We start from the raw sequence: 25,197 nt of genomic DNA, 5'->3' as shown, positions 1-25,197 counted from the left end.
AAAGGTAAAATTATTTATATTACCGACTGCGGGGAGAGATGCTTTTTTGTCCTTTTTACCATTAATTATGCTCGAAGTAATGCTTCCAATCTTTATTTTACTGTTGCTCGGAGCAGTACTTCATCGAATATACGATTTTCATCTCAGTACGCTTTCAAAGCTGTTAACGGGCCTGTTTCTCCCTGTCGTTATTTTTACAAACATTTCTGCCATGGAGGTGGAATCGTCTGTTTTGCTTGACGTTGGTGCCTTTCTGATTATCCAGTTCTTCATTCTGGCGCTGCTTGCCGGCGTATGTGCAAAACTGTTCGGGATGGACGCGAAGCTTACGGCGATATTTAAAAACAGTGTAGTACTTATGAATTCAGGAAACTTCGGGCTTCCGGTCAGCCAGCTGGTGTTCGCCTCCAACCCGCTCGGGGTGTCGATCCAAATCATTGTACTGATGTTTCAAAACTTTTTAACATTTACATATGGAGTTTTCACTTCTGCAACGACACAGAAATCTGGAATAAAAGAAAATATGGCCCCTTTGTTTAAAACGCCTACGATTTACGCCTTAGCTCTTGGTCTTGTGTTTTACATATTTAATCTTTCACTGCCAAAAGCGGCAGAGCAGGTGTTAAATCAGATCGCTGCGGGGTTTACGGCACTCGCGCTTCTTGTCCTTGGAGCACAGATTGCTTATCCGAAGCTGAAATATTTATCTGTTGTTTTCTTTTTTACCATCAGTCTTCGATTAGTGGGAGCCCCGCTTATCGCTTTAGGAATTATTTGGCTGCTTCAGCTTGAAGGAACGATTGCCCAGGCGTTATTTATTGCAAGTTCGTTTCCTATGTCCAGAAACAGCGCCCTGTTCGCGCTCGAATACGATAATTATCCGGAATATGCCGCCCAAAGCGTGCTTATTTCTACAATGCTTGGAGGCCTGACGGTTTCCATTGTTATTTTTTTATCGCAGATATGGTTTGGATGAAACAATAAAGCTGCCATAATAACTAAAAATTTTCATAAAAATAGGAAGCCACTGTTCAATGCTGAGCAGGGGCTTCCTTTAAATATATATCGTTTTTTAAGTGCCACAGTAAGTGCGGTAGGGCACAAGCGCAGGTGCCGGTGGTGCTGTATATTTTTCCTGCTCCATGGTGTGAGCATAAGGCTCTGAAAGTACATCTAAAAGCTGATTCATGACGCTGTAATCCCCATTTTTTTCGGCGGCTTCAAGCGCTTCTTCCACATGCTGGTTCCTCGGAATGACCGCCGGGTTGTGGTCACGCATCAGCTGGTGGGAAGAGCTTTCAGATTCTTCCTGCCTGCTGAGACGTTCCAGCCATTGTGTCTTCCAGGAAACAAATCTGCTGTCTGTAAACAGCCCCGAGTTGTCCAGCTTGTTGAAGGTGAGGGAACGGAAGGTATTCGTGTAATCTGCTTCGTGTTCTTGCATAAGGTGTAGAAGGTCTGTAATAAGTGCTTCGTCTTCCGCTTCTTCCGTGAAAAGACCGAGTTTTGCACGCATGCCCTGAAGCCAGTACTCATTAAACTGGTCCGGGAAACGGGAGATTTCTGCCTGCGCGAGCTCGACGGCTTTTTCCTGACTTTCGTCAATTAGCGGTACGAGGGCTTCGGCAAACCGGGAAAGGTTCCATTCTGCCATAATTGGCTGTCTTCCGTAGGCGTAGCGGCCGCGCGCATCAATTGAACTGAATACCGTCTTCGGGTCATAGCTGTTCATAAAAGCGCATGGGCCGTAATCAATGGTTTCTCCGCTGATAGCCATGTTATCGCTGTTCATTACTCCGTGGATAAAGCCGGCAAGCTGCCATTTGGAAATTAAGGAAGCCTGGCGTGTAACAACTTCCCGGAGCAGCGTCAGGTAAGGATTTTCCGCCTCCCGGACTTCAGGGTAGTGGCGGTTGATTGTATAGTCGGCCAGAGCCCGCAGGTCATTCATCGATCCGCGGTTCAGGGCATATTCAAACGTTCCGACGCGAAGGTGGCTTGAGGCCGTACGTGTTAATACTGCACCGGTCAGTACACTTTCGCGAAAAACGGGATCACCGGTTTTGACTACGGCAAGACTCCGGGTGGTCGGTATGCCAAGCGCGTGCATCGCTTCACTGATAATATACTCGCGAAGCATCGGGCCGAGAGCGGCCCGTCCGTCACCGCCGCGTGAATAGGGCGTGCGGCCGGATCCTTTCAGCTGAATATCGACTCTGCGCCCATCCGGCGTTATTTGTTCCCCGTGAAGCAGGGCGCGCCCGTCCCCAAGCATCGTAAAATGGCCAAACTGATGACCGGCATAAGCCTGGGCAAGCGGCAGGCCGTTTTCCGGTGTCCGGCTGCCTGCGAGTATCTGCACGCCTTCCTCCTCTTTTAGCGCCTCGCTGTCGAGGCCGAGGGAGTCAGCAAGCTGTTCATTTAATATAAGCAGCTCCGGGTTCTGGGCCGGAGCAGGAGTGATTTTGGAAAAAAAGGTCTGCGGAAGGGCGGCGTAGCTGTGTTCAAGCTGCCAGCCCGCTTGTTTTACAGTATTTTTGTCAGCCATAAAGACTCCTTTAAAACGTATTTTTAAAACGCAGTAAATTATATCGGAAAAATCATTGTTTATAGATTTTACATATCTCATTATACAGGCTCGCGTCTGGATACTTCAAATTTTAAGATGCAAAGTATATACATATAAAAAACACTTTCTGCGTTCAGCAGAAAGTGTTGGGAAATTATTTAACCATGCTGCTCAGGAGCGTTTATACATCTTTATGGTGAAATGGACATTTGCCTTCAATCGGCTTAATATCGTCCCCAATGAAAAACTGCTTCCACTCATTGTGCGTCGGGTCGCCGAAATGGCTGATGTCCGGATGGGTGGGGAGGTTGTCCCACTTTTCTACACGCGACCGCACTTTTTCCCTCGACATGATGCCGCCTTTTTCTGTTCCCTCGAGGCCTTCAAAAATCGCCCGGGGCTGAAAGCCGAGAATCAAACTGTTCCCCAGGTCTCTCGTTTTCCGCTGTTTATAGGCCGGGGCATTGCCAAAAACAAAAACAGGCTCGCCGGCAAAATGGTAATCCCATAGAAAATGATCGGGATCCTTTGGCTTATCTCCCGGCCAGCTGTACCGGTCCTGTTCATGCAGATGCTGCAGAACGTCCCAGAAATAGGAACGATAATAATCGACGGACTGCTCCCGCATTTCCGGCTCGACGAAAAGGAATAGGCCATGCCGGGTAAAGGGCGGTTCTTTCATTAAATGCAGAAAGCTTTCGAGTACGCCGCCAAGGTGATCCCACTGGTCATGAGTGATATAAGAGTAACGGAGCTCACCTTTCCGCTGCGCCTTCATGCCGAAAAAGCAGGGGAATTCCGGATTGGTTACAACCCGCTTGAAGGTCTGGTATTCCTCCTGCAGCCAGGAGGGGAGCCGATCGGACGTTTCCATATCTTCTTTTGTCAGCAGGTAAGGGCTAGTCGTTTGTAGCATGCTGCTGCTCCTTTCATTCAGGGAAATCAGGGAAGAATTTTCTCACCTGTGGTAAAAAAAGCCTTCAGCCTGTGCAGAGAAAGCTGCTGGCTAAAAGCTTTTATATAAGACATTGATTAACTATTGCTGCTTTCGACGGCGTTGGTAAGCGTATTGAATTCCTCATCGCTCAGTTTAATGCCGGCTGCAGCGATATTATCCTCAAGGTGGCTTACCGTGGACGTACCAGGAATTGGAAGAATGACGTCAGAGCGTTTCAACAGCCACGCGAGCGCAAGCTGAGCCGGTTTTGCATTGTGCTCTTCAGCCAGCTGGGCCAGCGGTCCGCCGTCCTGGGCCAGTTCACCGGTAGCAAGAGGGAACCACGGGATAAATGCAATATTGTTATCCGTACAATAGTCGAGCATTTCTTCGGATTCACGATTGGCCAGGTTATAGCGGTTTTGCACAGATGCAATGGAAGCTGTCTTTTGAGCTTCTTTAAACTGCTCTGTATTCACTTCACTGAGTCCAATGTGCCGGATTTTCCCTTCCTCCTGCATTTTTTTCAGTTCGCCGATCTGATCTGCAATCGGCACTTCAGGATCTACGCGGTGCAGCTGCATAAGATCGATGCGTTCGAGTCCTAAGTCCATCAGGTTCAGCTCCACCTGCTGACGCAGGTATTCCGGACGGCCCACAGGACGCCAGTCATTCGGGCCTGCACGGGTGAGACCGACCTTTGTAGCAACTGTCATGTTCTCATTATATGGATGAAGGGCTTCTTTGATGAGTCGGTTGGCCGTAAACGGGCCATAGGCGTCTGCCGTATCAATAAAATTCACCCCAAGCTCTGATGCCCGGCGGAGCACTCGGACAGCTTCATCGGGATTGGAAGGTTCTTTCCATACTCCTTCACCAGTCAGCTGCATTGCTCCGTATCCTAAACGGTTTACTTCTATATCGCCGCCGACCCGGAACGTGCCGGCCTGATCTGCGGTAATGTTTGAATTGCTCATATATAGTCCTCCTTCGGTAAAAAACAAAAGTTTGTACACCTTGTTTATCATACCCGCACCGGGGTCTTTTTAATCAAATGCTATTTTTCCGAAGAATAAAAGCCGGCAGGAAATGTCTTTATATTAAAGAAGATGTCAGAAAGGGAGTTTTCGAGCGGGCACGTAAAGGTATAGAACAGAAGACGCATGAAATTATTCTTAGGCATAAAGAATAATATTCAGCAGAGAAGGGCGTGTAATGAATGAATTCTTCATGGATTGAAATTAACGTAAAGGCTGTACGCAATAACATTCATCAAATTAAAAACCGGATGCCGGATAAATTTTTTGCAGGCATCGTTAAAAGTAATGCCTACGGCCATGGACTGGTTCCTATGGCCAAGTACATTGAAAACGAAGTTGATTATTTAGCTGTAGGGGTGGAGGAAGAAGGCATTGAACTGCGAAACCATGGTGTGAAAGCTCCTATATTAATCTTAGGTCCTTATTTTGACGCAGAACGTACCATTGATTACAATTTAACGCCTACCGTTGATACAACCTGGAAAATGAAAAAATTAGACAGGGCAGCAGGGAAGAAAAACGCAGGGCAGTATCCCTTCCATTTAAAAATTAATATTTCTTTAAATCGTTTCGGTCTGGATGAAAAAGATTTAAGCTCATTTATGGAAGCGTATCAAGCGTTAAAATCAGTGAAGATGGAAGGCGTTTATTCTCATTTTGCTGCCAACAGGCATGCAGAAAAAATTACTGTCCAGAGTGATCGCTTAAAGCAGTGCGTAGAAATCATAACGAAAATTTATGGGATTCATCCTGCATATGTACACATGGCCAACAGTGCGATAGCCGTCAAGTATCCGGACCTTGGCTTTAATATGATTCGTATCGGTAATGCCATGTTCGGTCAGGCAGCGAGCAGAAACGGTCTGCGTTTTGAAGAAACGTTTGAGCTTAAAACACCTCTCCTTGAAACGCGGGAGATAAAAACAGGGAGCACGGCAGGGTACGGAGATACCAAGCCGCTGAATGAGCCGATGACTATCGGACTCATTCCACTTGGAGAAGCACATGGCTTTAACTTTGCCCGCGAGCACCAGTCCGATACGTTAAAAAAGCTGGCCTTTAACATTCTCCGGAATGTTCGTTCCTATGCCCGGCCGCCAGCGAAAATATTCTGGGGCAAAGAGCCTGTTTCGGTCGTCGGGAAGCCAAGTTCGCAGTTTTCGCTGGTGGATGTGACAGGGAAAACAGTCAATGAAGGTGATGCTTTAACAGCAAGAGTTTCAATCATGAATGTGCAGGAATCCATTGAACGAAAGTATATAGAATAACGATAATAAAGCCCACAGCTGCCAGAAAAAGGCGGCTGCGGGCTGTTTTTTTATGGATTTACCAGCTGCTCAAGCACAAAAGCATTTTCCGCGAGTCCATCGGAAGGCCAGCTTCTTCCCTCCAGCAGCCCGAGGGAAAGCGACTGCATGCCGGTAATGTAATAGTTATCTGCGATGGTTTCGCTGTAGGATTCCCCGCTTTCCAATTCGATAGAAACTCTGCACGGTTGTTCTGTTGGAACAAACGCCTGGTGGGCTTTCAGTACGCCTTTCGTACCTACTACTTCGTATTCGTTGCGAAGAGCAGCGTTCATGCCTGAATCAAAGTGGGCGAGCCGGCCGTCGGAAAAAGTAAGGACACCTGCCGCAGCCCAGTCACTGTGGCCGTTTTCATGGAATGAATAAGAAGCGCTCGCATGCGCCGGCTCCCCCATAACCTGGCGAATGGCGTGAATGCAGTAGCAGCCGACATCATACAGGCTTCCGCCGCCGTCAGCCTGGGAATGAAGCCGGATGTTACCTTCGGTATGCTGCAACGGAAAAGTAAACGATGAGCGCATCGTCACCACGTCTCCAATCGCATTGCCTGCAAGCATTTTTTGTACAAGCTGGTGCTGCGGATGGAACCGGTACATGAATGCTTCCATAAACTGAACGCCGTGTTCTGCGCAGGCGTTTTTTATTTCCCCGGCCTCCGCTTGAGTCAGGGCCGCCGGCTTTTCGCATAACACATGCTTCTGCTTTCGGGCAGCATTTATGCTCCATTCTTTGTGGAGATGGTTGGGGAGAGGAATGTAGACCGCATCGATGTCCGGGTCTTCAAGCAGATCATCATAGCTTTGGTACACCTTCGGAATATGAAAGGCTTTGGCTAGTTCCTCTGCTTTGCCGCTGCCGCTTGCGATCGCATACGCCTCGGCATTTTCCGTATGCTGCAGTGCAGGCAGCATCTGTCTTCTGGCGATATCGGCCGTGCCTAAAATGCCCCATCGAATAGTTTTCATCAAAAGCCTCCTAATTAATTACAAAATGCAGTCTCGTGCCCACATTGTACACTATTGTGATAAAAGCTGCCTGCCCGACAGAAATAAGCGGACGACCCGTTGGTTAAAATATTCCCTGCAAAAGAAGAGCCAGTGCCAGGAAAAATCCACAAAGAACCGTACTTTTAATCGAGGCTCCCATGAGCGGTCCGTAGGATTCAGAAGGGTTGGTATCTTCGAGGGCAGCATAGGCCTTGACGAGCGGCCAGGCAGAAGCAATGGCTATCAGCGCGTACCATGGGAGCGCTCCGACGATAATACCTAAGGGGACCGTAAGCATGGCAAGGAGGGTAAAGGCTTTTGAAAGAAGCAGTCCCTTCTTTTCCCCAAGGACTACGACAAGCGTATTTTTTCCGGAATCACGGTCGGCTCTCCAGTGAAGAAAATGATGATTGTAAAGCACCATGGTGGTTAATAAGCCGATCGGCAAAGAGAGAAAAAAGGCCCGGACGTCAAAAAAGCCCGTCTGCACGTAATAGCTGCCAACTACGGGAAGCACCCCGAACGAAAGCAGAATAGCGACTTCGCCGTATCCTTTGCCACGGTAACCGAACTTAAAGGGAGGGGCCACATAAAAATAAGCAAGCAGCCCGCCAAAGGCCGCAAGGATCAAAAGCGGCCACCCTCTGGCAATACTTAAAACGACACCGCATAAAAGGGCCAGGGCCAAAAACGCCCACGTAACAAACGCGAATGTTTCTTCAGAGACCCGGCCTCCTGTCAGCATGCCGGAATTAGTGGAAACGTCGTTTGCCGTGTCCTGTGCCTTTGTATCGACACCGTTACGGTAGTCCCACAAATCGTTCACCATATTGGAAAATAGGTGGGCGCTGAATCCCCCGATCAGTGTAATAACAAACCAGAGCGGCTCAAAAACCCCGTTCCATGCAAAAGCCCCAAGTGCCCCTAACAGGACCGGCATAAGCATAACAGACAAAAAACTTGCCCGGGCTGCCTCCAGCCAGAAAGAAATTGTATGTTTCATAAGCATCGTCCTTTCCACGCGAAGTAAACATAAAGAAGTAAAATAAAACTGCTTATGAATTATATCAAAAAGAAAAGCCGAACACCTGATTAGAGTTTTAAGGAGGCGTGCAGGAGCCCAGGCGGATTACTAATTAAAGGACTCTTCCACAAAAGTGATCCACGCCTGGGCGGCCTGGGTCTGATAGCTGTGCCTGCGCCAGATGAGTGCGAGCCGCCAGTGTAGTAAATCATCGTCCACTGCGAGCACAGAGACATTTCTTGTATCTGCTTTATGAACGACTGTTTCGGGGAGGAGGGCGACACCCAGGCCCGCTACGGCACTCTCAAATAAAAAATCCCACTGAGAGCTTTCATAAAGAATATCTGGTTCAAAGCCGGACTGGATGCATGACTCGAAGACCCGGTCGTACAGGGAAAACCCCTGCTGAAACATTAAAAAGGATTCATGCTTTAAATCCTTCATTTGTATACTTTCACGGCCGGCAAGCGGATGGTTTACCGAGGTGACGGCAAGAATTTTCCGGTCGATGATCTGGCGAACCTCAAACTGTTCGTCATCGACGGGAAGAATGGCTACACCTACATCAATATTTCCTTCAAGCAGCGACTGCTCCATAATTTTTGCGCCTTCTTCGACAATGTGCATGCCGGCTTCGGGATAAGTTCTGCGAAAGCCGGCAATGATTTCAGGGAAAAAGCTGGAGCCGATGACGGGAGGGAGTCCGAGTGTAAAGCTGCCTTTTTTATGCAGCTTGATTTCTTCTGCTTCCTGCCACAAATCCTCTGCGCTGCGAAGTACCTTCCGGGCGTGCTTGCGGATGATTTCTCCTTCTTTCGTTACGAAAAGATGACGGGTGGAGCGGTCGAGCAGACGGAGGCCGATTTCTTCCTCAAGCTGATGAATCGTTTTGCTTAAAGCGGGCTGGGAAATGTGAAGCTTCTCGCTGGCCCGTGAAAAGCTTAGTTCTTTGCATACTTCGAGGAAAAAGCGAAGCTGTTTGATATCCATGAGGCACCTCTTATTCCATTTAGTAATAAATTTATATTATTTATCTATTTTACTTATGAAAGCGCTATTAGTAAAGTGGAAGTACCAATTAAAGAACTGAAAGGGGTTCAAACAATGACGAAGATACAGACGTCTTTTGAAGAGAGCGTAGACCGCATTCAGGAAGGCGATACCCTTATTGTCGGGGGATTTGGTCTGTGCGGCATTCCGGAAAAAGCCATTCAGGCGCTGGCTCAAAAGGGAACGAAAAATTTAACAGTAGTCAGTAACAATTGCGGCATCAACGACTGGGGTCTTGGGCTGCTGCTTGAAAATAAACAGATTAACAAAATGGTGGCTTCCTACGTGGGAGAAAATAAGATCTTTGAAGAGCAGTACCTGAGCGGAGAACTAGAAGTGGAACTCGTGCCTCAAGGGACACTCGCGGAACGTATCCGGGCAGGCGGCGCCGGTATTCCCGGCTTTTACACCCCGACTGGTGTAGGCACCCCAATTGCTGAGGGTAAGGAGCACAAAGTGATCGGCGGCAGACAGTGCATTCTTGAAGAGGCCATCCAGGGGGATGCGGCTCTTGTGAAGGCATGGAAGGGGGATGCCTACGGAAACCTTATTTACCGGAAAACAGCCCGCAACTTTAATCCGCTGGCAGCAGCGGCGGGGAAATTTACAATCGCAGAGGTGGAAGAGCTGGTTGATGTCGGTGAACTCGATCCGGACTTTATCCATACACCGAGCCTGTACGTTCAGCATCTTCTTGTCGGCACCTCGTATGAAAAGCGCATCGAACGTAAAACGGTCCAGCAGGTATAAAAGGAGGAGAAAGACAATGAGCAGTCAAAGAGAAAACATTATCCAGCGGGCGGTAAAGGAAGTCGAAGACGGCACGATTGTGAATCTGGGTATTGGCATGCCAACAATGATTGCCAACTACATTCCGGCAGAGAAAAATATTTTTCTTCATTCCGAAAATGGGCTGCTCGGTATTGGGCCTTATCCCGCGGAGGAAGACGTGGATGCAGATCTGATTAATGCCGGTAAAGAGACAGTGACGGTGAAGCAGGGAGGTTCATTCTTTGATAACGCGGAATCCTTTGCTATGATCCGCGGCGGCCATATTGATCTCGCGATTCTCGGGGGCATGGAGGTTTCCGGAGAGGGAGATCTTGCGAACTGGATGATTCCCGGAAAAATGGTTAAAGGTATGGGTGGTGCCATGGATATCGTGCAGGGAGCGCAAAAAGTAGTTATCATCATGACCCATACGAATAAAGAAGGAGAATCGAAAATCCGTACCGAATGCGCTCTGCCGCTGACCGGCGAAAAGGTAGTGGACCGGTTGATTACGGATATGGCCGTCTTTGATTTCACACCGTCTGGCATGGTGCTAAGAGAAGTACTGAACGGGGCAGACGTAAAAACTGTGGAGCAGTATACAGAAGCTTCTTTTATAATTGATGAAGCGCTGACAGACCGGGAGGGGAAACAATGAAGACAGAAGAGGTTCTGCTGGGCGGAGCGATACGGACTCCGGTCGGCGGCTTTATGGGCAGCTTAAAGGATGTACCAGCTGTAGATATGGGCGCGCTTGTGATTGAAAAAGCGCTTGAACGTGCCGGTGTTCCGAAGGAAGAAGTGGATGAAGTCATTATGGGAAACGTGCTGCAGGCAGGTCTTGGGCAGAACCCGGCAAGGGTCGCTTCTTTAAAGGCCGGTCTTTCTGAAAATATACCTGCAATGACCATTAATAAAGTGTGCGGGTCCGGCTTGAAGGCCGTCCACTTGGCGGCTCAGGCCGTACTGACCGGTGATGCGGACATCGTCGTTGCCGGTGGGATGGAAAATATGAGTCAGGCTCCTTATCTGCAGATGAACGCGCGCAGCGGCTTTGGCATGGGAGACCAGAAGCTCGTTGACAGCATGCTCCGTGACGGACTAATGTGTGCGGTGGAAAACTATCATATGGGTGTGACAGCTGAAAATATTAACCATGAGTACGGCTTTACACGCGAAGAACAGGACACATTCGCCGCAGCCAGTCAGCAGAAGGCCACGGCAGCACGGGATAACGGGGTCTTCAAAGAGGAAATCGTGGCTGTTCACGTACCTCAGCGAAAAGGGGAGCCCCTCGAGGTAGTGGAGGATGAACATATTCGAAGCGGCACCACGGTAGAAAAGCTGAAAAAATTAAAGCCGGCGTTCCAAAAAGACGGAAGCGTGACAGCAGGAAACGCCTCCGGGATCAACGACGGAGCCGCAGCCGTTATTGTTATGAGTGGGAAGAAAGCTAAGCAGCTGGGCATTACAGCCATGGCCCGGATTACCGGCAATGCAAGTGCCGCCGTGGATCCGAGCGTGATGGGACTGGGGCCGGTCCCGGCCATCCGAAAGGCTTTAGATAAAGCGTCTGTTTCGATGGAAGATATAGATCTGATTGAAGCAAACGAAGCTTTTGCTGCCCAGTCACTTGCTGTACAGAGAGATTTGAATATTGATTCAGAAAAGCTGAACGTAAACGGAGGGGCAATTGCGTTAGGCCACCCGATTGGGGCAAGCGGTACAAGAATTTTCGTGACCCTGCTTCATCAGATGAAACGCCAGCAGGTAGATACAGGGCTGGCGGCATTATGCATCGGAGGCGGCCAGGGTGTGGCTACCGTGGTAGAAAGAATTTAAACAAGTGCCTTATATAAGCAACGGGAAACATCTCCGGGCCGTCACCGCTGATCGGCTCCCGGAGATGTTTTTCTTTTAATAAAGAGTCCGGAGCTATTGAAAAAATTCGCAGGACCGTTACCATTTAATCAGAAACGTCAACCGCGATAACGGGGTGGAAATGATGAAGCATTTAGAAGGATTGGATCATATTTACGACATATTGTTTGGCAGTCTGCACCATTGTGTGGTCATTGTCGATGAGCAGGGAATCGTCTCGTATATGAATGAATGCTATTATGATTTTCTCGGCACCAGTCGCAAAAATGCGGTCGGGCGTCACGTAACTGATGTGATTGAAAACACGCGCATGCATATTGTAGTGGCTTCCGGGAAAGCGGAAAAAGCAAATATGCAGTACATTAGAGGCAACTATATGATTGCCGACCGCGTGCCTTTATACGACGAGGGCCGTATTATCGGCGCTCTGGGACTGGTGATGTTCCGGGACAGAAAGGAATGGGCGGAGATGAACCAGCATATTAAAACGTTAATGCTGGAGCTCGAATCGTATCAAAAGCAGGTGGAGCAGCTGAACGGCACATCTTATTCCCTGCAGGATGCGCTCAGCGTGTCCCCTGAAATGGAAGAAGTAAAAAGAAACGTACGCAAAGTAGCTTCAAGCGACGTATCTGTCCTTTTGCGAGGAGAAACAGGGACCGGAAAAGAATTGTTTGCCCAGGGGCTGCATAAGCTGAGCGAAAGAAGCATGAAGCCTTTCGTGAAAGTGAATTGTGCAGCGATACCGGGGGATTTACTGGAGTCCGAGCTGTTTGGCTATGAGGAGGGAGCTTTTACCGGCGCGAAAAAGGGAGGCAAACCAGGGAAATTCCAGCTGGCTGACCAGGGAACCATTTTTCTGGACGAGATAGGGGATATGCCGCTGAATACCCAGGTGAAAATTCTTCGTGTACTTCAGGAGGGAGAGCTTGAACCGCTTGGTGCACAAAGGCCCCGGCAGGTGGACGTACGGGTGGTTGCTGCTACCAATCAGCCGCTCGAACAGCTGATAGAAAAGCAGCAGTTTCGGGAGGATCTGTACTACCGGATCAACGTTATCTCGTTTACAATACCTTCCCTGCGTGAGCGGCCCGAGGATATTCCTCTTCTCAGCAAATTTATGCTCCAAAAAGTTACAGAAAGACTGGGTAAACGAATTACAGCGTTCGATCAGCAGGTGCTTGACCGCTTTTTGGATTACTCGTGGCCGGGCAATGTGCGGGAACTCGAAAATACAATTGAGGCAGCCGTACATCTTACCGAAGGAGAAACAATACAGCTGAGTGATCTTCCGGGACGCATGACGGATGCGGGACAGGTAAGCCGGAAAAGCGGAATAAAACCGTTGAAACAAGTAATCGCTGAAGCAGAAAAGGAAGCGGTAAAGCAGGCACTAAAGGAAGCGGAGGGGGACAAGCGGACAGCATGTGAACTGCTCGGAATAGGAAAATCCAATCTCTACAATAAAATCATGAAATACCATCTGGAATAACAACGGGTTTTTCCAGGTTTCCGGAAACCATTCCATTGTTTTGGAATGGTTTTATTTTTTTGCGCGTGCCTCGTAAAAGAATACGTTAGCGGCGGGTTTCGGAGCAAAAAGTTTTCAAGCAGATGTTGGCACGTTTTTTGCAAATATATAAGATGAGAATGAATTTAAAATGAAATTCGTTTTGTAAGCGATTACTTAAAAACATAATCAGGAGTGATACACATGGTTCAAGGAAGAGTGGTCTTTATCACAGGTGCAGCGAGCGGCATCGGGCTTGCAATCGGAAAAGCATTTGCCCGGCAGCAGGCAAAGGTAGTACTGACAGATATCGATCAAAATAAAGTACAAGCTGCTGCCAGTGAGATTGAAAATGAGGGATTCACCTGCTTAGGCCTGGCCTGCGACGTTACGAATGAAGATGCGGTGGATGAGGCTTTTGCGAAAACGCTTCGAGTGTTCGGCCGGGTGGATATTCTCATTAACAATGCCGGGATGCAGTACGTGGCAAAGCTTGAGGATTTTCCAACCGAAACATTTGAAAAAATGACCAAAATTATGCTGACAGCGCCTTTTTCCATGATCAAAAAAGCGGTTCCGATCATGAAGGAACAAAAGCACGGCCGCATCATTAACATGTCTTCAATCAATGGTGTAATCGGATTTGCCGGAAAAGCGGGATACAACAGTGCAAAGCACGGGTTAATCGGGCTCACAAAAGTAGCTGCTTTAGAGGGGGCAGAGCACGGCATTACAGTAAATGCTCTCTGTCCGGGATATGTAGATACACCGCTTGTTCGTAATCAACTGGAGGATCTGGCGGCAGACCGTGGCGTTACTCTGGAAAAGGTGCTGGAGGAGGTTATCTATCCGCTCGTCCCGCAGAAGCGTCTGCTCGATCCGCAGGAGGTAGCAAACTATGCTCTATTTTTAGCCGGGGATCAGGCAAAAAGTGTTACCGGCCAGAGCGTATTGATTGATGGAGGCTATACGGCGCAATAGTCTGTGTCTGTTTAAGATAGAAAAGGAGGTAAAATTATGCTTGGAATATTGTTAGGCTTAATAACATTAATGGTTCTCGCTTACTTAGGCTGGTCCATCATCTGGGTGGCGCCGGTGGCAGCAGGTATTGTGGCATTGACCGGAGGGCTCGATCTGCTCGATGCATATACAGGCACATACATGAGCGGCTTCGTTGAGTTCGCGCAAGAATGGTTTCCGGTATTTATGCTCGGAGCCGTCTTCGGAAAATTGATGGAAGATACGGGGATGGCGCGTTCTGTCGCTGTAGCACTGACAAAGCTGATTGGCACGAATCGTGCGATTTTGGGAGTCCTGGTGGCTTCTGCCGTGCTTACATACGGCGGTGTCAGTCTGTTTGTTGTTATTTTCGCTGTATATCCGCTTGCCCTATCCTTATTCAGAGAAGCAGATATCAGCCGCCGGCTGCTTCCACCGACAGTGGCATTAGGAGCGTTTACGTTTACAATGACGGCGCTGCCGGGGACGCCGCAGATTCAAAACCTGATCCCTATCGAGTATTTTCGTACAAGCGCCACAGCCGCGCCGTTAATGGGCATCATTGCGGCCCTGGTGATGGCGGTGGGGGGCTACCTCTATTTGCGGTGGCGTGAAAAGCAGATGACGGCCAAAGGAGAGCGTTTCACCGAACCAAAAGACAAGAGTATGATGGAAACAGAAGAGAAAGCCCCGCCCTTCATGCTGTCGATACTTCCGCTGATCACAGTGCTTTTAACACTAAATCTCCTCGGATGGGATATTGTGGTGGCACTTCTGACAGGCATAGTACTTATTATGCTTCTTAACCTGACTAAATTTAAAAAATTCGTCCCTGCCGTCAACGGAGGAGCAAGCGGCTCCGTGCTTGCCATTATTAATACGAGTGCAGCTGTTGGTTTTGGTAGTGTAGTACGGGAGGTTCCGGGATTTGATCAGTTAACCTCATTATTGATGGGAGTGCGCGGCAATCCTTTAATTTCCGAAGCCATAGCTGTTAACATCCTGGCCGGGTCGACAGGGTCGGCTTCCGGCGGGATGGGGATTGCGCTCGAAGCACTTGGGGAAGAATACTACCAGATAGCGATGAATACAGGGGTTGATCCCGAGGCCTTTCACCGCATTGCTTCGCTTTCTTCAGGTGGGCTCGATGCCCTTCCGCACAACGGGGCGGTGCTGACACTTTTAACAATTACAGGCATGAGCCATAAAGACAGCTATAAGGATATTTTTGTTGTCGCTGTATTGATTCCAATTATCTCCGTGATTATCGTTATTCTGCTGAACACGATCGGGATTCTGTAACCAAAGAAAAAGATAATTTTTACGGAAAATTTATGCATTTAAATATATTTATACAAAAGTCTTATGGCTCAAGATAGCGTGCAGCTTGCCACTGCGGTATAAATGGTTAAACAAGCATAAAATCCCTCTGCGCGAAAGACAGAGGGATTTTTCTGTCTTAAATTAATTTTTATGCGTTCATTGTATTGCCTTCCGGCGGGATAGGGTGGGCCTTGAAAAACGAAGCCAGGTGCCATGTGTTGTAGGCAAGCATCTTTACGTGTTTTTTTGTAAACGCGTTTTCTTTTCCAGGGCCATCCATATAGGAGGGCCCTGGACCGGCTTCACCTACCCAGTAAGCATCCACGTTAGGAGGGATAGTGAAGCCAATGTGAGAGAGGCCGTACAAAATAGAAGCCGAGGCGTGCTTTGCTCCGTCTTCATTTCCTGTAACAACAACACCGCCGACTTTGTTGTAGTAAATGGCCTGGCCGGAGGCATTAATTTCTCCGCTGCTGCCATAAAGACGTTCAATGGCAAGTGTGGCCAGGCTGCTTTTTTCTCCCAGCCATAGAGGTGTTCCGATAATAACAATGTCTGCCTTCTGCACTTCTTCAAAGATAATCGGCCACTCGTCTCCCTTCCCTACATCGCCGCTAATGCCATAGGGAATATAGTAATCAGCAAGGCGAATGGTTTTTGTTTCCGCACCTTTGCTTTTTAAAATATCTAGCACTTCATCCGAAAGAGCTTCAGTGTGAGACGGCTCCGGGGACCCTTTCAGGGAGGCGTTTAGCACCAGCGCATATAGATGACTCATAAAACATCTCTCCTTATTATTTATCACGTGGATGAAAATATAGTTCAGAGCACGGCTTACTCCCGATGAGGCAGACGTTCAACTGTAAGAGTCGAGCACTGATGAGAGGGGTATCTGCTTTTTATGCCAGAGAAGAACCGGGGCCTTCACTTCGCCAATGGATGCTAATAAATCATCGACCGCCTGGTCGTCGGTGAAAAGGTTTTTTCCCTGAAGGAAATTTGGTTGTTTTCAAGCGTTTTCCGCCAGCGCCGACAGTCCGGACAGCCGTCAATGGTGTAAAGTGTCACCACTAGAATTACCCCCTTTTATGCTATGATACAGGTATCAGGCATCCAAAGTCCGTAAGGTAACTTACATTTTATAGAAAGAGAGGGCAGAAAAGCATGGACAAACTCTCAATGATTTCTCAGATCAGCTTATTCGAAGAGCTGAAAAAGGACGAGCTTCGCACGATTGATAAAATGAGTGAAATGCGTCCAGTCAAAAAGGGGAGCGTTATTGTTTCGCCGGAAAGGCCTATCCCGGCACTTTTTTTATTGAAGCAGGGTCAGGTGCGGCTGTACCGGATGAATCATCAGGGCAGGCAGTTTACGGTAGATATTTTGACGAGTGGAAACATTTTTGGGGAAACAAGCTCCATTTCTTTAACGGACGAAAATGTTTATGCTGAAGCGATGATGGATACCTACGTGTGCATAATTAACGTGGAAGAGTTTGAACTATTCATTGAACGACATCCAAAGATTTCACTTAAGCTGATTAATATATTATCCAACCGGTTGAAGGAAACCTACTCGATGAGTGAAAAGATCGCTTTGTCGGATGTAAAGTACCGGATTTTGTTTCTGCTGTTAAAGCTGAGCGAAAAGGAAGGGAAACGGCATCATGAATGGCAGTCCATTGAAATGAAATTAACACATGCGGATATTGCAAACATGGTAGGTTCTACAAGAGAAACGACGAGTGCGGTGTTAAGTTCGTTTAAAAAGCAGGGCATTATTAAACAAGAAAAGTTTCTATCCATTAATGCAGACATGGCGTACAAAATATTGGATGAAATATGAGGCGGCAAAAGAGTACCACTTTTGAGAAAGATATATAAACTATACCCATTATAATAGAAAAAATCCGCCCGGTTCATGCTTACTGTGAACTGGGCGGATTTTGTATTTTGATATATGGTTAAAGCAATTCAACCTTCAATCAGCGGAGTAAGCGTAGTGTAGTGGTAATCAGGAGGCAGCTGCAGCTCTTCGGTGGGCTGCTCACTGCGGTTGATCCAGGCCGTAGTAAAACCAAACGCTTTAGCACCGCTGATGTCCCAGCCGTTGCTTGATAGAAAGGTAATTTCATGTCGGGGCGCCCCTGCAGTATCTAAAACAAGCTGGTAAGAAGCCGGCGAAGGCTTAAATTGTTTAATGTCATCGACACTAATAACGTAATCAAGGTATTCACTTACCCCGGCCTGCTCCAGCAGTGGCTCAAGCATGTCTCTTGACCCGTTACTAAATACGATCAGGGTGGCAGACTGGTCTTTCAGCTTCTTCAAAACGTGCAGGCTTTCTTCAAATAGCGTTAAATGTTTGTAGGCCTTCATAAGCTTTTGCTCGGTTTCCTCTGTCCAGTCGGCGTGATGGGCAGCCAAAGAGAACCGCAGCGCATCTTTTGTAACAGAGGAAAAGGGGACGTATTTCCCCATCGCCTGGCGGAGAAAGGAGTACTGGATCTGCTTTTGTCTCCAAAGCTGGCCAATGCTTTCTCCCTGGCCGGGAAAATGCTCCTCGCAGGTGGTATCGACCGATTGAATATTAAACAGTGTTCCGTAAACGTCAAAGGCAAAAATGTTGTTTGCAGACATCGAAAAGCTCCTTTCTAATTTATATTTTTGAAGTAAACATATTTTAAAAAACGGGTAGCCCGTTTACAGCCCAAATGAAGTCATGCCGCCGTCAATGTAAATGTTTTGGCCGTTAACATAGCTCGATCCGGGAGCTGCCAGATACAAAACAGAGGTTTTGAGTTCGTCAAGACGGCCGGTACGCTGGACCGGGGTGCGCTGTTCCACGGAATGCCTGAAATCGTCGCCTTCAAGGGAGCCGGCATTAAAATCTGTTTTAAAGAACCATGGACTGATCGCATTCACCGTAATGCCGTACGGGGCAAGCTCGCCCGACAATTGTTTAGTAAAGTGGATAAGGCCTGCCTTGCTCGGACCGTATACAGAGCTGAAGAACAAGCTTACGCCGCCGGCAACCGAAGCCGTATTCACAATGCGGCCGTAATTAGCTTTTTTCATGTGGGGAACGACGGCCTGAGTCATGAGAAATGCAGACTTCAAATTCGTATTGAACACATGCTCCCAGTCCTCTTCGCTTATATCCTCCACTTTGCCATAAGCGGCGGTACCGGCGTTATTAACAAGTACGTCGATGCGGCCGAAATCATTCATAATACGTGAGACGGTCTGTGCCACCTGGTCTTTATCCGTCACATCGCATACAAGGGGAGTCACCTTCGCATTTGTTTCATTGCTGATCTCGTCAGCTGCCTCTTCAATCTTGCTTTGGGTACGGCCGAGAATGACTACGTGGGCTTCAGCACCGGCCAGTGTTTCGGCCATTGTTTTTCCAATGCCGCTGCCGCCCCCGGTGACAACGGCCACCTGTTTGGAAAGAGAAAATAAGTTCATAGACATACTATCGATCCTTTCATTTTTAGTTCTAAAGATAATACAGAAAGAGAAAACAGGAATACCCTGTACGGATACCCCTGTTGCTATTCATTCAATCCACGGGTTTTTACGCTTTGGCCCAGTTTGCCTGCATATCAACGTCTGCAGCTACCATTGTCGTGAAGACCGGGCAGCGGGCGTCGACTTTTTCCCGGAGCTCTTGGATGCGTTCATCGGATTCACTTGTGTGCACTTTAGCGTTGACCGTGATGCGTTGAAAATAAGGGCGCACATCGTCTTTGCCCATCATGCCGTTGGGATCGAGCTCGCCTTTGACATCAAACTCAATGCCCTGAAGGTCAAAATCGATTTCTTTTGCCACAAAGTTGGCAATTGCATTCTCACATCCGGCTAACGAAGCAAGCAGCGTGCCAAGTGGATTGGCGCCTTCATCGGTGCCTCCCATGCTGGCCGGCTCGTCGATGACAATTTTATGATCCCCGGCAGTGCTTTCGGTGTTCATTCCTTTAGATACGGCGTTAATGTGCTCAATCATAATCAAAATCCTCCTAATGAATAATTGGTGCTGTTTGTCGTATTGCCTTCAGCCTCTGGCCTGAAACAGAGGGTGTAATATAGATTACATTTTCCGTTTCTGATTATTAAAATTGTCTGGCCAGGAAATCATTCATCTGTTCCGGTGTTTTGGCCCTGATCCTTTAGGGCTTGTCAGTAGAAAGGCCGAGCCATCGTTTGACGGGCTCGCGGAAGTAATACGTGATGCCGATTAACAATAAAAATAAAGCCGCAGCAATGATGAATACAAAAATATTGCCCGAAGCAATACTGGCACCAAGAAAGCTGTAGGCAAAAGTTCCAGGGATCATGCCAAGAACAGTAGCAAGAATAAATGAAGAAAAACGGACCCTGGCAATTCCGCCTGCATAGCTGAGCAGATCAAAGCTCACAATGGGAATGAGCCGGAGGACAAAAATGTATAAGAATCCGCGTTTTTCCATCTGATGGAACAGCTTTTCCGACCAGGAGAAGCTGTCCATTTTTAATACAGACCTGCCAAACAGCCTGGCCATGACATAGCCTGTGGAGGCGGCGCCTGTAGCACCGATAATGATATAAAGAACACCGGGCCAGACACCAAAGGCCAGGCCTGCTCCAAGCGACAGTACCGAGGTGGGGAAGAAGACAAAAGGACCAATTGTATAAATAATGAAGAAAATAACCGGCCCCCACCACCCAAACGACAATACGAAGTCGCGGATATCAGGCGGACGGATCTCCAGCTGAAAATGAGTGAAGTAAGAAATGGTGCCGAATGCTAATAAAATTAAAGCAATTTTTAACCAGCGGGGAAGTGGGAGCACAAGTCTTCATTCCTTTCAAAACACAGGCGTACTAAGTGTGACCCGTTGTAAAACCATTTATAACGTTAATAAGCCGGGAACACTATTGTTGAAACAATGTATCACGGTGGAAAGTAATTATTCAAAGTATTAGTACCGGCAGCGTAAGGGAGCTTACATACTAAAAAACGAAACAATATGCATAGTAATCTGGATTACATTAATATTTATACACAAATGAAGAGAAGCCTCGACGGTAGCCCGTCGAGGCTTCTCTTTGCAGATGTATGAAACTGAAGACGATTTTCCTGCTATAATTTATTTTAATTAACTCTCTATATTATCGCTTCATATCTATTCTACGAATTTGTATTGTTAAAAATAATATAATAAAACGAAAGATAGTTAATAAGTAAAATTTCTATACTTAAGCCATTATTAATGGAAATTTATTCAGGGAGGTTTGTTTTGGATAACAACTTCGAACCGCAAAGAAGAATCAAAGAATTGGAAGATAATTTTTTAGTGCAGGATTGGATGGATTCTGTACCTTTGACTGCAGGAGCAGATAACAGTGTACAGGAGCTGGCGGAATTGATGGCAGCTTCCCAAAAAGAGAGTGTAGTAATTGTAAGCAGTGATAACAAACCAATTGGACTCGTCACCCCGCAGCTTTTGCTCCCGTATCTTTTATCTGATACAGGAAACAGTCCCGTTGCTGATTTTTTAGGTAAAGAAGATTTCATTATCATTCAGCAAAACGAACCGCTGCTGAATGTTTATAGAAGTAATGTGGCATGGTTTATCGTGAGGGATGAGAAAAATAAATTATTAGGTTTGCTAAATAGAAATAATATCTCGAACGGGCTGTCGGATTTATTACAAAAAGCAGATAAGCTTGAGCATACAGCTGAAATTTTGGATATCGTTTTAGAAAGAGCTTACGAAGGAGTTGCAGTAGTAGATCATAACGGAGTTGTTATTCAATTTAATGATGCGTACAGTCGTTTTATTGGAATAGATAAACATTACGCGTTAGGAAAGCAAGTAGAAGAAATCATAGAGAACACAAAACTGCATCACACGGTACGTACCGGACTTCCGGAGCGTGGGGCTATCCAGTACATTAATGGCCAGGCAATGGTGGTTCACCGGCTCCCGCTATGGAAGAACGGCAAGGTGGTGGGCGCTGTGGGAATGCTTATCTTTGAAGGGTTAAACGAATTATATAAAATTTATGAAAATATGCAGAAAAGCTATAGAAATGAGCAGTTAACAAACGAAGCTGTGAATATAAGTGCAGAACGCAGTGCCAGGTTCACGCTTGATGAAATCATTGGACAGAGTGAAAGTACAATGCACTCAAAATCATTGGCAAGAAAAATTGCTAAAAAGCAGATAACTGTTCTACTGGCAGGAGAAAGCGGAACCGGAAAGGAGCTGTTTGCTCAAAGTATTCATGAATTAAGCCCTTTCTCCACTGGGAGGTTTATAAGCGTTAATTGCGGAGCAGTACCGGAACATCTAATTGAATCTGAGCTTTTTGGTTATGAGGAAGGAGCTTTTACCGGAGCAAAAAAAGGTGGAAAGCCTGGAAAATTTGAATTAGCTCAGAAAGGAACATTGTTTTTGGATGAAATAGGCGAAATGCCGCCTTACATGCAGACGAAACTATTACGGGTGCTGCAGGAAAGAGAATTTGAAAGGGTAGGAGGCCTCGAGTCAATTAAAACGGACGCGCGTGTTATAGCTGCATCAAATCGAAATCTATATGAAGAAGTAAAAAGGGGCAACTTCCGGGAGGACTTGTACTATAGAATTAATATCGTGGAAATCCCTATTTCTCCTCTTCGGGAAAGAAAGGAAGATATCCCTTCTCTCGTTGCCCACTATTTAACGTCAATATGCAGCAAGCATCAGGTGCAGGTAAAATCTATTTCTTCTGAAGCCCTGCAAGTCTTTATTCAATATAAATGGGAAGGAAATATTCGAGAATTAAGAAATGTAATAGAAAATCTAGTGGTTTTGTTGGAAGAAGAAGTAATTGAAAAGAAACATCTGCCTTCTTACTTATTGGTGGAAACAGAGAGCAGAAGTATAAAAGGAGAACTTCCCATTTTGAGAGCCAATGATGAAGAGAAAGAAAAACAGATTATTAGTAATTACCTTGAAAAAAATCAAGGGAATAAATTAAAAACAGCAAAAGAATTAGGAATTCATCGCACCACTCTCTATCAAAAGTTAAAAAAGTATAACTTGAAGTAAATGTATATCGTAATAACACTTAAACTGTAGATTGTACAAACATTCTACAGTTTTTACTTTGTAAGCGTTATTATAAAGGGGTTTAAAAGTTGGCACGCTTCTTGCAATAAGAATGATATAAAGGAGGAGAAATTTAATGAATATACCTACAGCTTTTCAATCGCCAGCAATTATTCACTATGGTAAAGGGTCCTTTCAACAGGTAGGAAGAGAAACTACCCGAAAAGGGAAAAAAGCACTTATTATCAGCGATCAAATGATGGAAAAATTAGGATACATTGAGAAATGTCGTACTTATTTGCAGGAAGAAAATGTAGAGAGCGTCGTTTATAACGGAGTAGGGTCAGAACCTACAGACAAGTTCGTGGAAGAAGCATTACAATTCTTTCATCAGGAGGAGTGTGATGTAGTTTTATCCATAGGCGGGGGGAGCTGCATTGATACAGCTAAATCGGTAGCAGTGGTCAGTACCAATGGTGGATATATCGGTGATTATATGGGTGGAAAGAAGCAGGCTTCCCGTTTACCTTCGCCTCATATCGCCATTCCCACCACTGCCGGTACTGGCTCGGAAGCTACAGACGTTACGATAATTACAAACACTGCTAATGAAGTGAAAATGATGATAAAACAGCCGGCGTTTTTGCCCGAAGCAGCTATTATCGATCCAGAGCTTTCTAAATCGGTTCCTGCGAAAGTCAAAGCTGCTACCGGAGTAGACGCTTTAAGTCACGCCATTGAAGCATATATTTCTCAAAAAGCACATCCACTGTCAGATATGATGGCACTTTCGGCAATGGAATTAATCGTGCCGAACCTACAAAAAACGTATAACGATTCAGAAGACGTAGAGGCACAGGAAAAAATGGCTTTAGGTGCCCTCCAGGCAGGCTGGGCTTTTTCAAACTCTTCTGTATGCCTGGTTCATGGAATGTCTCGTCCTATTGGAGCTCTTTTTCACGTACCACATGGTTTTTCAAACGCTATGCTCCTGCCAGCTGTAATGGAGTTCAGCCGTGAAGATGCTATTGAGCGTTTAGCTGATTTAGGCAGGATCTTTAAGCCGGAAGCTGAAAAATATTCAAATGAAGAAGCGGCGGATATTGCTATTAGCTCTGTTAAAGAACTATGCCGAAATTTACAAATACCTAACCTGCGGGAATGGGGGATTGAACAAAAAGAATTTGAAAACGCTATCGATAAAATGGTGAAAGATGCATTTGAAAGCGGCAGTCCTGGGAAAAATCCTAAAGTGCCTTCTGCGGAGGAAATGAAAGAGTTGTACCAGGTTTGCTATGACTATAATTATGCTGAAAAAACCGTGAGGTAGCCGGGAGGGGAAAAAATGAGTATTATCGGAATGTTAGGGCTGATTGCTTCTCTTGCTCTGTTAATATATCTTACGATGAAAGGCATCAATATTATCGTAGCAGCACTACTTAGTTCCATTGTTGTTGCATTAACAGGGGGATTAAATCTCCAAAATGCCCTGTTGGATAATTACATGAATGGTTTTACTGATTACTTTGCTTCGTGGTTTTTAGTATTTCTACTTGGAGCAATTTTTGGGAAGATTATTCAGGAAACCAAAGCTGCAGACAGTATCGCTCAATGGACGAAAGAAAAACTTGGAGCGAAGCGGGCGGTTTTTGCGGTTGTAGCTGCTGCTGCTATTATGACGTATGGTGGTGTTAGTTTATTTGTGGTCGGCTTTGCGGTTTATCCTATTGCTGTTTCGTTGTTCCAGGCCGCAAACCTTCCCCATAGGTTTATACCGGCAGCTTTAGTGTTTGGTTCTATTTCGTTTACGATGACAGCCCCGGGATCTCCGGAAATCCAAAATATTATACCAACAGAATTTTTTGATACAGCGCCTACAGCGGGGGGCATCATAGGTGTTTTCAGTGCCCTGCTGGTGATGGTAACCGGTGGTTGGTGGCTTGGGAGAATGGTTAAAAAGGCCAGCGATAATGGAGAGGAATTTTCTCTTCCATATGGACCTTCTAATAAAACGAAGGAAGAAACCGCTGCGGCAGTTGAAGCAGAAGAGCTTGAGCCGGAGCACGATCCGAATCCGGAGAATCAGCAAAAACTGCCGAATATTTTTCTGGCGTTCGCTCCTTTAATTTTAGTAATTATTATTTTAAATGTGTTATCCCAGTTTATCAATCCTACGTCTTCCTTGTTAATCGCTTTAACTACAGGGATCGCATTAGCTTGTGTCAGTATGAGTAAATACCTGCAGGCTTTTTGGGACTACCTGGCTACTGGTACGCAGAATGCTTTAGTAGCTTTAGCAAACACATGTGCCGTGGTCGGATTTGGAAGTGTAGCGGCCCAGGTAGCAGCTTTTGACACCGTAGTTAATGGACTGGTGAATATGCCAGGCCCGCCATTATTAGGTTTAGCTATAGGCGTAACGGTTATTTGTGGCATTACAGGCTCGGCCTCCGGAGGGTTAGGCATTGCACTTCCTATCCTGGCACCTATTTACATGGCTCAAGGCTTGAATCCCGGAGAAATGCATAGAATTTCTGCGCTGGCTTCCGGAGGAATCGACTCCCTTCCGCATAATGGTTATGTTGTCACTACAGTAAGAGTTATTTGTGGAGAAACGCACAAAAGATCTTATAAACCTATATTTTTTGTAAGCGTTATCGTGCCTTGTATTGTTTTATTCTTGGCTGTCATAGCTTATTCAATTTTTTAAACAGTTTACTAT

The 25,197-nt window shown here is 46.5% G+C and carries 24 protein-coding genes; 12 read left to right on the top strand and 12 right to left on the bottom strand.

What is annotated here, in order from left to right; translation table 11 throughout:
• Positions 1 to 46 precede the first annotated feature (46 nt).
• A complete protein-coding gene (locus G548_RS0109970) occupies positions 47 to 976 on the top strand; it encodes an AEC family transporter (protein WP_022794014.1) in 930 nt (309 codons plus the stop codon).
• Positions 977 to 1,072: 96 nt separating this feature from the next.
• On the opposite strand, the gene G548_RS0109965 is transcribed toward G548_RS0109970, so the two are convergent.
• The 3 genes from G548_RS0109965 to G548_RS0109955 form a co-directional block, all read right to left on the bottom strand.
• Positions 1,073 to 2,548, bottom strand: a complete 1,476-nt coding sequence (locus G548_RS0109965) for a protein adenylyltransferase SelO (protein WP_022794013.1) — start codon at positions 2,546 to 2,548, stop codon at positions 1,073 to 1,075.
• A 202-nt stretch (positions 2,549 to 2,750) separates the two neighbouring features.
• The gene (locus G548_RS0109960) at positions 2,751 to 3,485 is read right to left on the bottom strand and encodes a YqcI/YcgG family protein (protein ID WP_022794012.1); all 735 of its coding nucleotides are present in this window, start codon (positions 3,483 to 3,485) and stop codon (positions 2,751 to 2,753) included.
• A 116-nt stretch (positions 3,486 to 3,601) separates the two neighbouring features.
• A complete protein-coding gene (locus tag G548_RS0109955) occupies positions 3,602 to 4,483 on the bottom strand; it encodes an aldo/keto reductase (RefSeq protein WP_022794011.1) in 882 nt (293 codons plus the stop codon).
• Between the two features lie 242 nt (positions 4,484 to 4,725).
• Here G548_RS0109955 and alr point away from each other — a divergent pair, with 242 nt between their 5' ends.
• Complete coding sequence (gene alr / locus G548_RS0109950) at positions 4,726 to 5,814, top strand: alanine racemase (protein WP_022794010.1); 1,089 nt, start codon at positions 4,726 to 4,728, stop codon at positions 5,812 to 5,814.
• A gap of 50 nt (positions 5,815 to 5,864) precedes the next feature.
• On the opposite strand, the gene G548_RS0109945 is transcribed toward alr, so the two are convergent.
• The 3 genes from G548_RS0109945 to G548_RS0109935 form a co-directional block, all read right to left on the bottom strand.
• Complete coding sequence (locus G548_RS0109945; RefSeq protein WP_022794009.1) at positions 5,865 to 6,818, bottom strand: Gfo/Idh/MocA family protein; 954 nt, start codon at positions 6,816 to 6,818, stop codon at positions 5,865 to 5,867.
• Between the two features lie 103 nt (positions 6,819 to 6,921).
• Positions 6,922 to 7,842 carry a prenyltransferase gene (locus tag G548_RS0109940; RefSeq protein ID WP_022794008.1) on the bottom strand — a complete coding sequence of 307 codons (921 nt, stop codon included), beginning with the start codon at positions 7,840 to 7,842 and terminating at the stop codon, positions 6,922 to 6,924.
• Positions 7,843 to 7,971: 129 nt separating this feature from the next.
• On the bottom strand, positions 7,972 to 8,853 hold the full coding sequence (locus tag G548_RS0109935; protein ID WP_022794007.1) for a LysR family transcriptional regulator: 882 nt from the start codon (positions 8,851 to 8,853) through the stop codon (positions 7,972 to 7,974).
• 114 nt (positions 8,854 to 8,967) lie between these two features.
• Here G548_RS0109935 and G548_RS0109930 point away from each other — a divergent pair, with 114 nt between their 5' ends.
• From G548_RS0109930 to G548_RS0109905, 6 genes are all read left to right on the top strand, one after another.
• The gene (locus tag G548_RS0109930) at positions 8,968 to 9,663 is read left to right on the top strand and encodes a CoA transferase subunit A (protein WP_022794006.1); all 696 of its coding nucleotides are present in this window, start codon (positions 8,968 to 8,970) and stop codon (positions 9,661 to 9,663) included.
• Between the two features lie 16 nt (positions 9,664 to 9,679).
• A complete protein-coding gene (locus tag G548_RS0109925) occupies positions 9,680 to 10,342 on the top strand; it encodes a 3-oxoacid CoA-transferase subunit B (protein ID WP_022794005.1) in 663 nt (220 codons plus the stop codon).
• The gene (locus G548_RS0109920; protein ID WP_022794004.1) at positions 10,339 to 11,526 is read left to right on the top strand and encodes an acetyl-CoA C-acetyltransferase; all 1,188 of its coding nucleotides are present in this window, start codon (positions 10,339 to 10,341) and stop codon (positions 11,524 to 11,526) included. Before G548_RS0109925 ends, G548_RS0109920 begins: the two co-directional genes overlap by 4 nt.
• 163 nt (positions 11,527 to 11,689) lie before the next feature.
• Entirely contained in the window at positions 11,690 to 13,057 is a 1,368-nt protein-coding gene (locus G548_RS0109915; protein ID WP_027847325.1) for a sigma-54 interaction domain-containing protein, read from the top strand.
• Positions 13,058 to 13,279: 222 nt separating this feature from the next.
• Positions 13,280 to 14,056 (top strand): 3-hydroxybutyrate dehydrogenase, encoded by a 777-nt coding sequence (locus G548_RS0109910; protein WP_022794002.1) that lies wholly within the window; start codon positions 13,280 to 13,282, stop codon positions 14,054 to 14,056.
• Positions 14,057 to 14,092: 36 nt separating this feature from the next.
• Complete coding sequence (locus tag G548_RS0109905; RefSeq protein ID WP_022794001.1) at positions 14,093 to 15,376, top strand: GntP family permease; 1,284 nt, start codon at positions 14,093 to 14,095, stop codon at positions 15,374 to 15,376.
• 169 nt (positions 15,377 to 15,545) lie between these two features.
• Here the strand turns inward: G548_RS0109905 and G548_RS0109900 are convergent, their stop codons facing one another.
• Together G548_RS0109900 and G548_RS19200 are read right to left on the bottom strand one after the other, a co-directional pair.
• Entirely contained in the window at positions 15,546 to 16,175 is a 630-nt protein-coding gene (locus G548_RS0109900; RefSeq protein ID WP_022794000.1) for a flavodoxin family protein, read from the bottom strand.
• Positions 16,176 to 16,339: 164 nt separating this feature from the next.
• On the bottom strand, positions 16,340 to 16,468 hold the full coding sequence (locus tag G548_RS19200) for a glutaredoxin domain-containing protein (RefSeq protein WP_022793999.1): 129 nt from the start codon (positions 16,466 to 16,468) through the stop codon (positions 16,340 to 16,342).
• A 93-nt stretch (positions 16,469 to 16,561) separates the two neighbouring features.
• Here G548_RS19200 and G548_RS0109890 point away from each other — a divergent pair, with 93 nt between their 5' ends.
• Positions 16,562 to 17,242, top strand: a complete 681-nt coding sequence (locus tag G548_RS0109890; protein ID WP_022793998.1) for a Crp/Fnr family transcriptional regulator — start codon at positions 16,562 to 16,564, stop codon at positions 17,240 to 17,242.
• A gap of 128 nt (positions 17,243 to 17,370) precedes the next feature.
• Here G548_RS0109890 and G548_RS0109885 read toward each other — a convergent pair whose 3' ends face one another.
• The 4 genes from G548_RS0109885 to G548_RS0109870 all read right to left on the bottom strand — a co-directional run bounded on the left by G548_RS0109885 (position 17,371) and on the right by G548_RS0109870 (position 20,231).
• Entirely contained in the window at positions 17,371 to 18,036 is a 666-nt protein-coding gene (locus G548_RS0109885; protein WP_022793997.1) for a haloacid dehalogenase type II, read from the bottom strand.
• 63 nt (positions 18,037 to 18,099) lie between these two features.
• Positions 18,100 to 18,873: an SDR family NAD(P)-dependent oxidoreductase gene (locus G548_RS0109880; RefSeq protein ID WP_022793996.1), complete on the bottom strand. Its 774-nt coding sequence runs from the start codon at positions 18,871 to 18,873 to the stop codon at positions 18,100 to 18,102.
• A 103-nt stretch (positions 18,874 to 18,976) separates the two neighbouring features.
• The gene (locus G548_RS0109875) at positions 18,977 to 19,405 is read right to left on the bottom strand and encodes an OsmC family protein (protein WP_022793995.1); all 429 of its coding nucleotides are present in this window, start codon (positions 19,403 to 19,405) and stop codon (positions 18,977 to 18,979) included.
• A gap of 163 nt (positions 19,406 to 19,568) precedes the next feature.
• On the bottom strand, positions 19,569 to 20,231 hold the full coding sequence (locus G548_RS0109870) for a TVP38/TMEM64 family protein (RefSeq protein ID WP_022793994.1): 663 nt from the start codon (positions 20,229 to 20,231) through the stop codon (positions 19,569 to 19,571).
• A 447-nt stretch (positions 20,232 to 20,678) separates the two neighbouring features.
• Here G548_RS0109870 and G548_RS0109865 point away from each other — a divergent pair, with 447 nt between their 5' ends.
• From G548_RS0109865 to G548_RS0109855, 3 genes are all read left to right on the top strand, one after another.
• Positions 20,679 to 22,475 (top strand): sigma-54-dependent Fis family transcriptional regulator, encoded by a 1,797-nt coding sequence (locus tag G548_RS0109865; RefSeq protein WP_022793993.1) that lies wholly within the window; start codon positions 20,679 to 20,681, stop codon positions 22,473 to 22,475.
• A gap of 136 nt (positions 22,476 to 22,611) precedes the next feature.
• Positions 22,612 to 23,805 carry an iron-containing alcohol dehydrogenase gene (locus G548_RS0109860; protein WP_022793992.1) on the top strand — a complete coding sequence of 398 codons (1,194 nt, stop codon included), beginning with the start codon at positions 22,612 to 22,614 and terminating at the stop codon, positions 23,803 to 23,805.
• Between the two features lie 15 nt (positions 23,806 to 23,820).
• Positions 23,821 to 25,185, top strand: coding sequence for a GntP family permease (locus tag G548_RS0109855; RefSeq protein WP_022793991.1), 1,365 nt, complete (start codon positions 23,821 to 23,823; stop codon positions 25,183 to 25,185).
• Positions 25,186 to 25,197 lie beyond the last annotated feature (12 nt).

Source organism: Marinococcus halotolerans DSM 16375 (assembly GCF_000420725.1).
GTDB lineage: Bacteria > Bacillota > Bacilli > Bacillales > Marinococcaceae > Marinococcus > Marinococcus halotolerans.
Note: the sequence above shows the minus strand (reverse complement) of the source record. Positions and strands in the feature narration are given on the sequence as shown.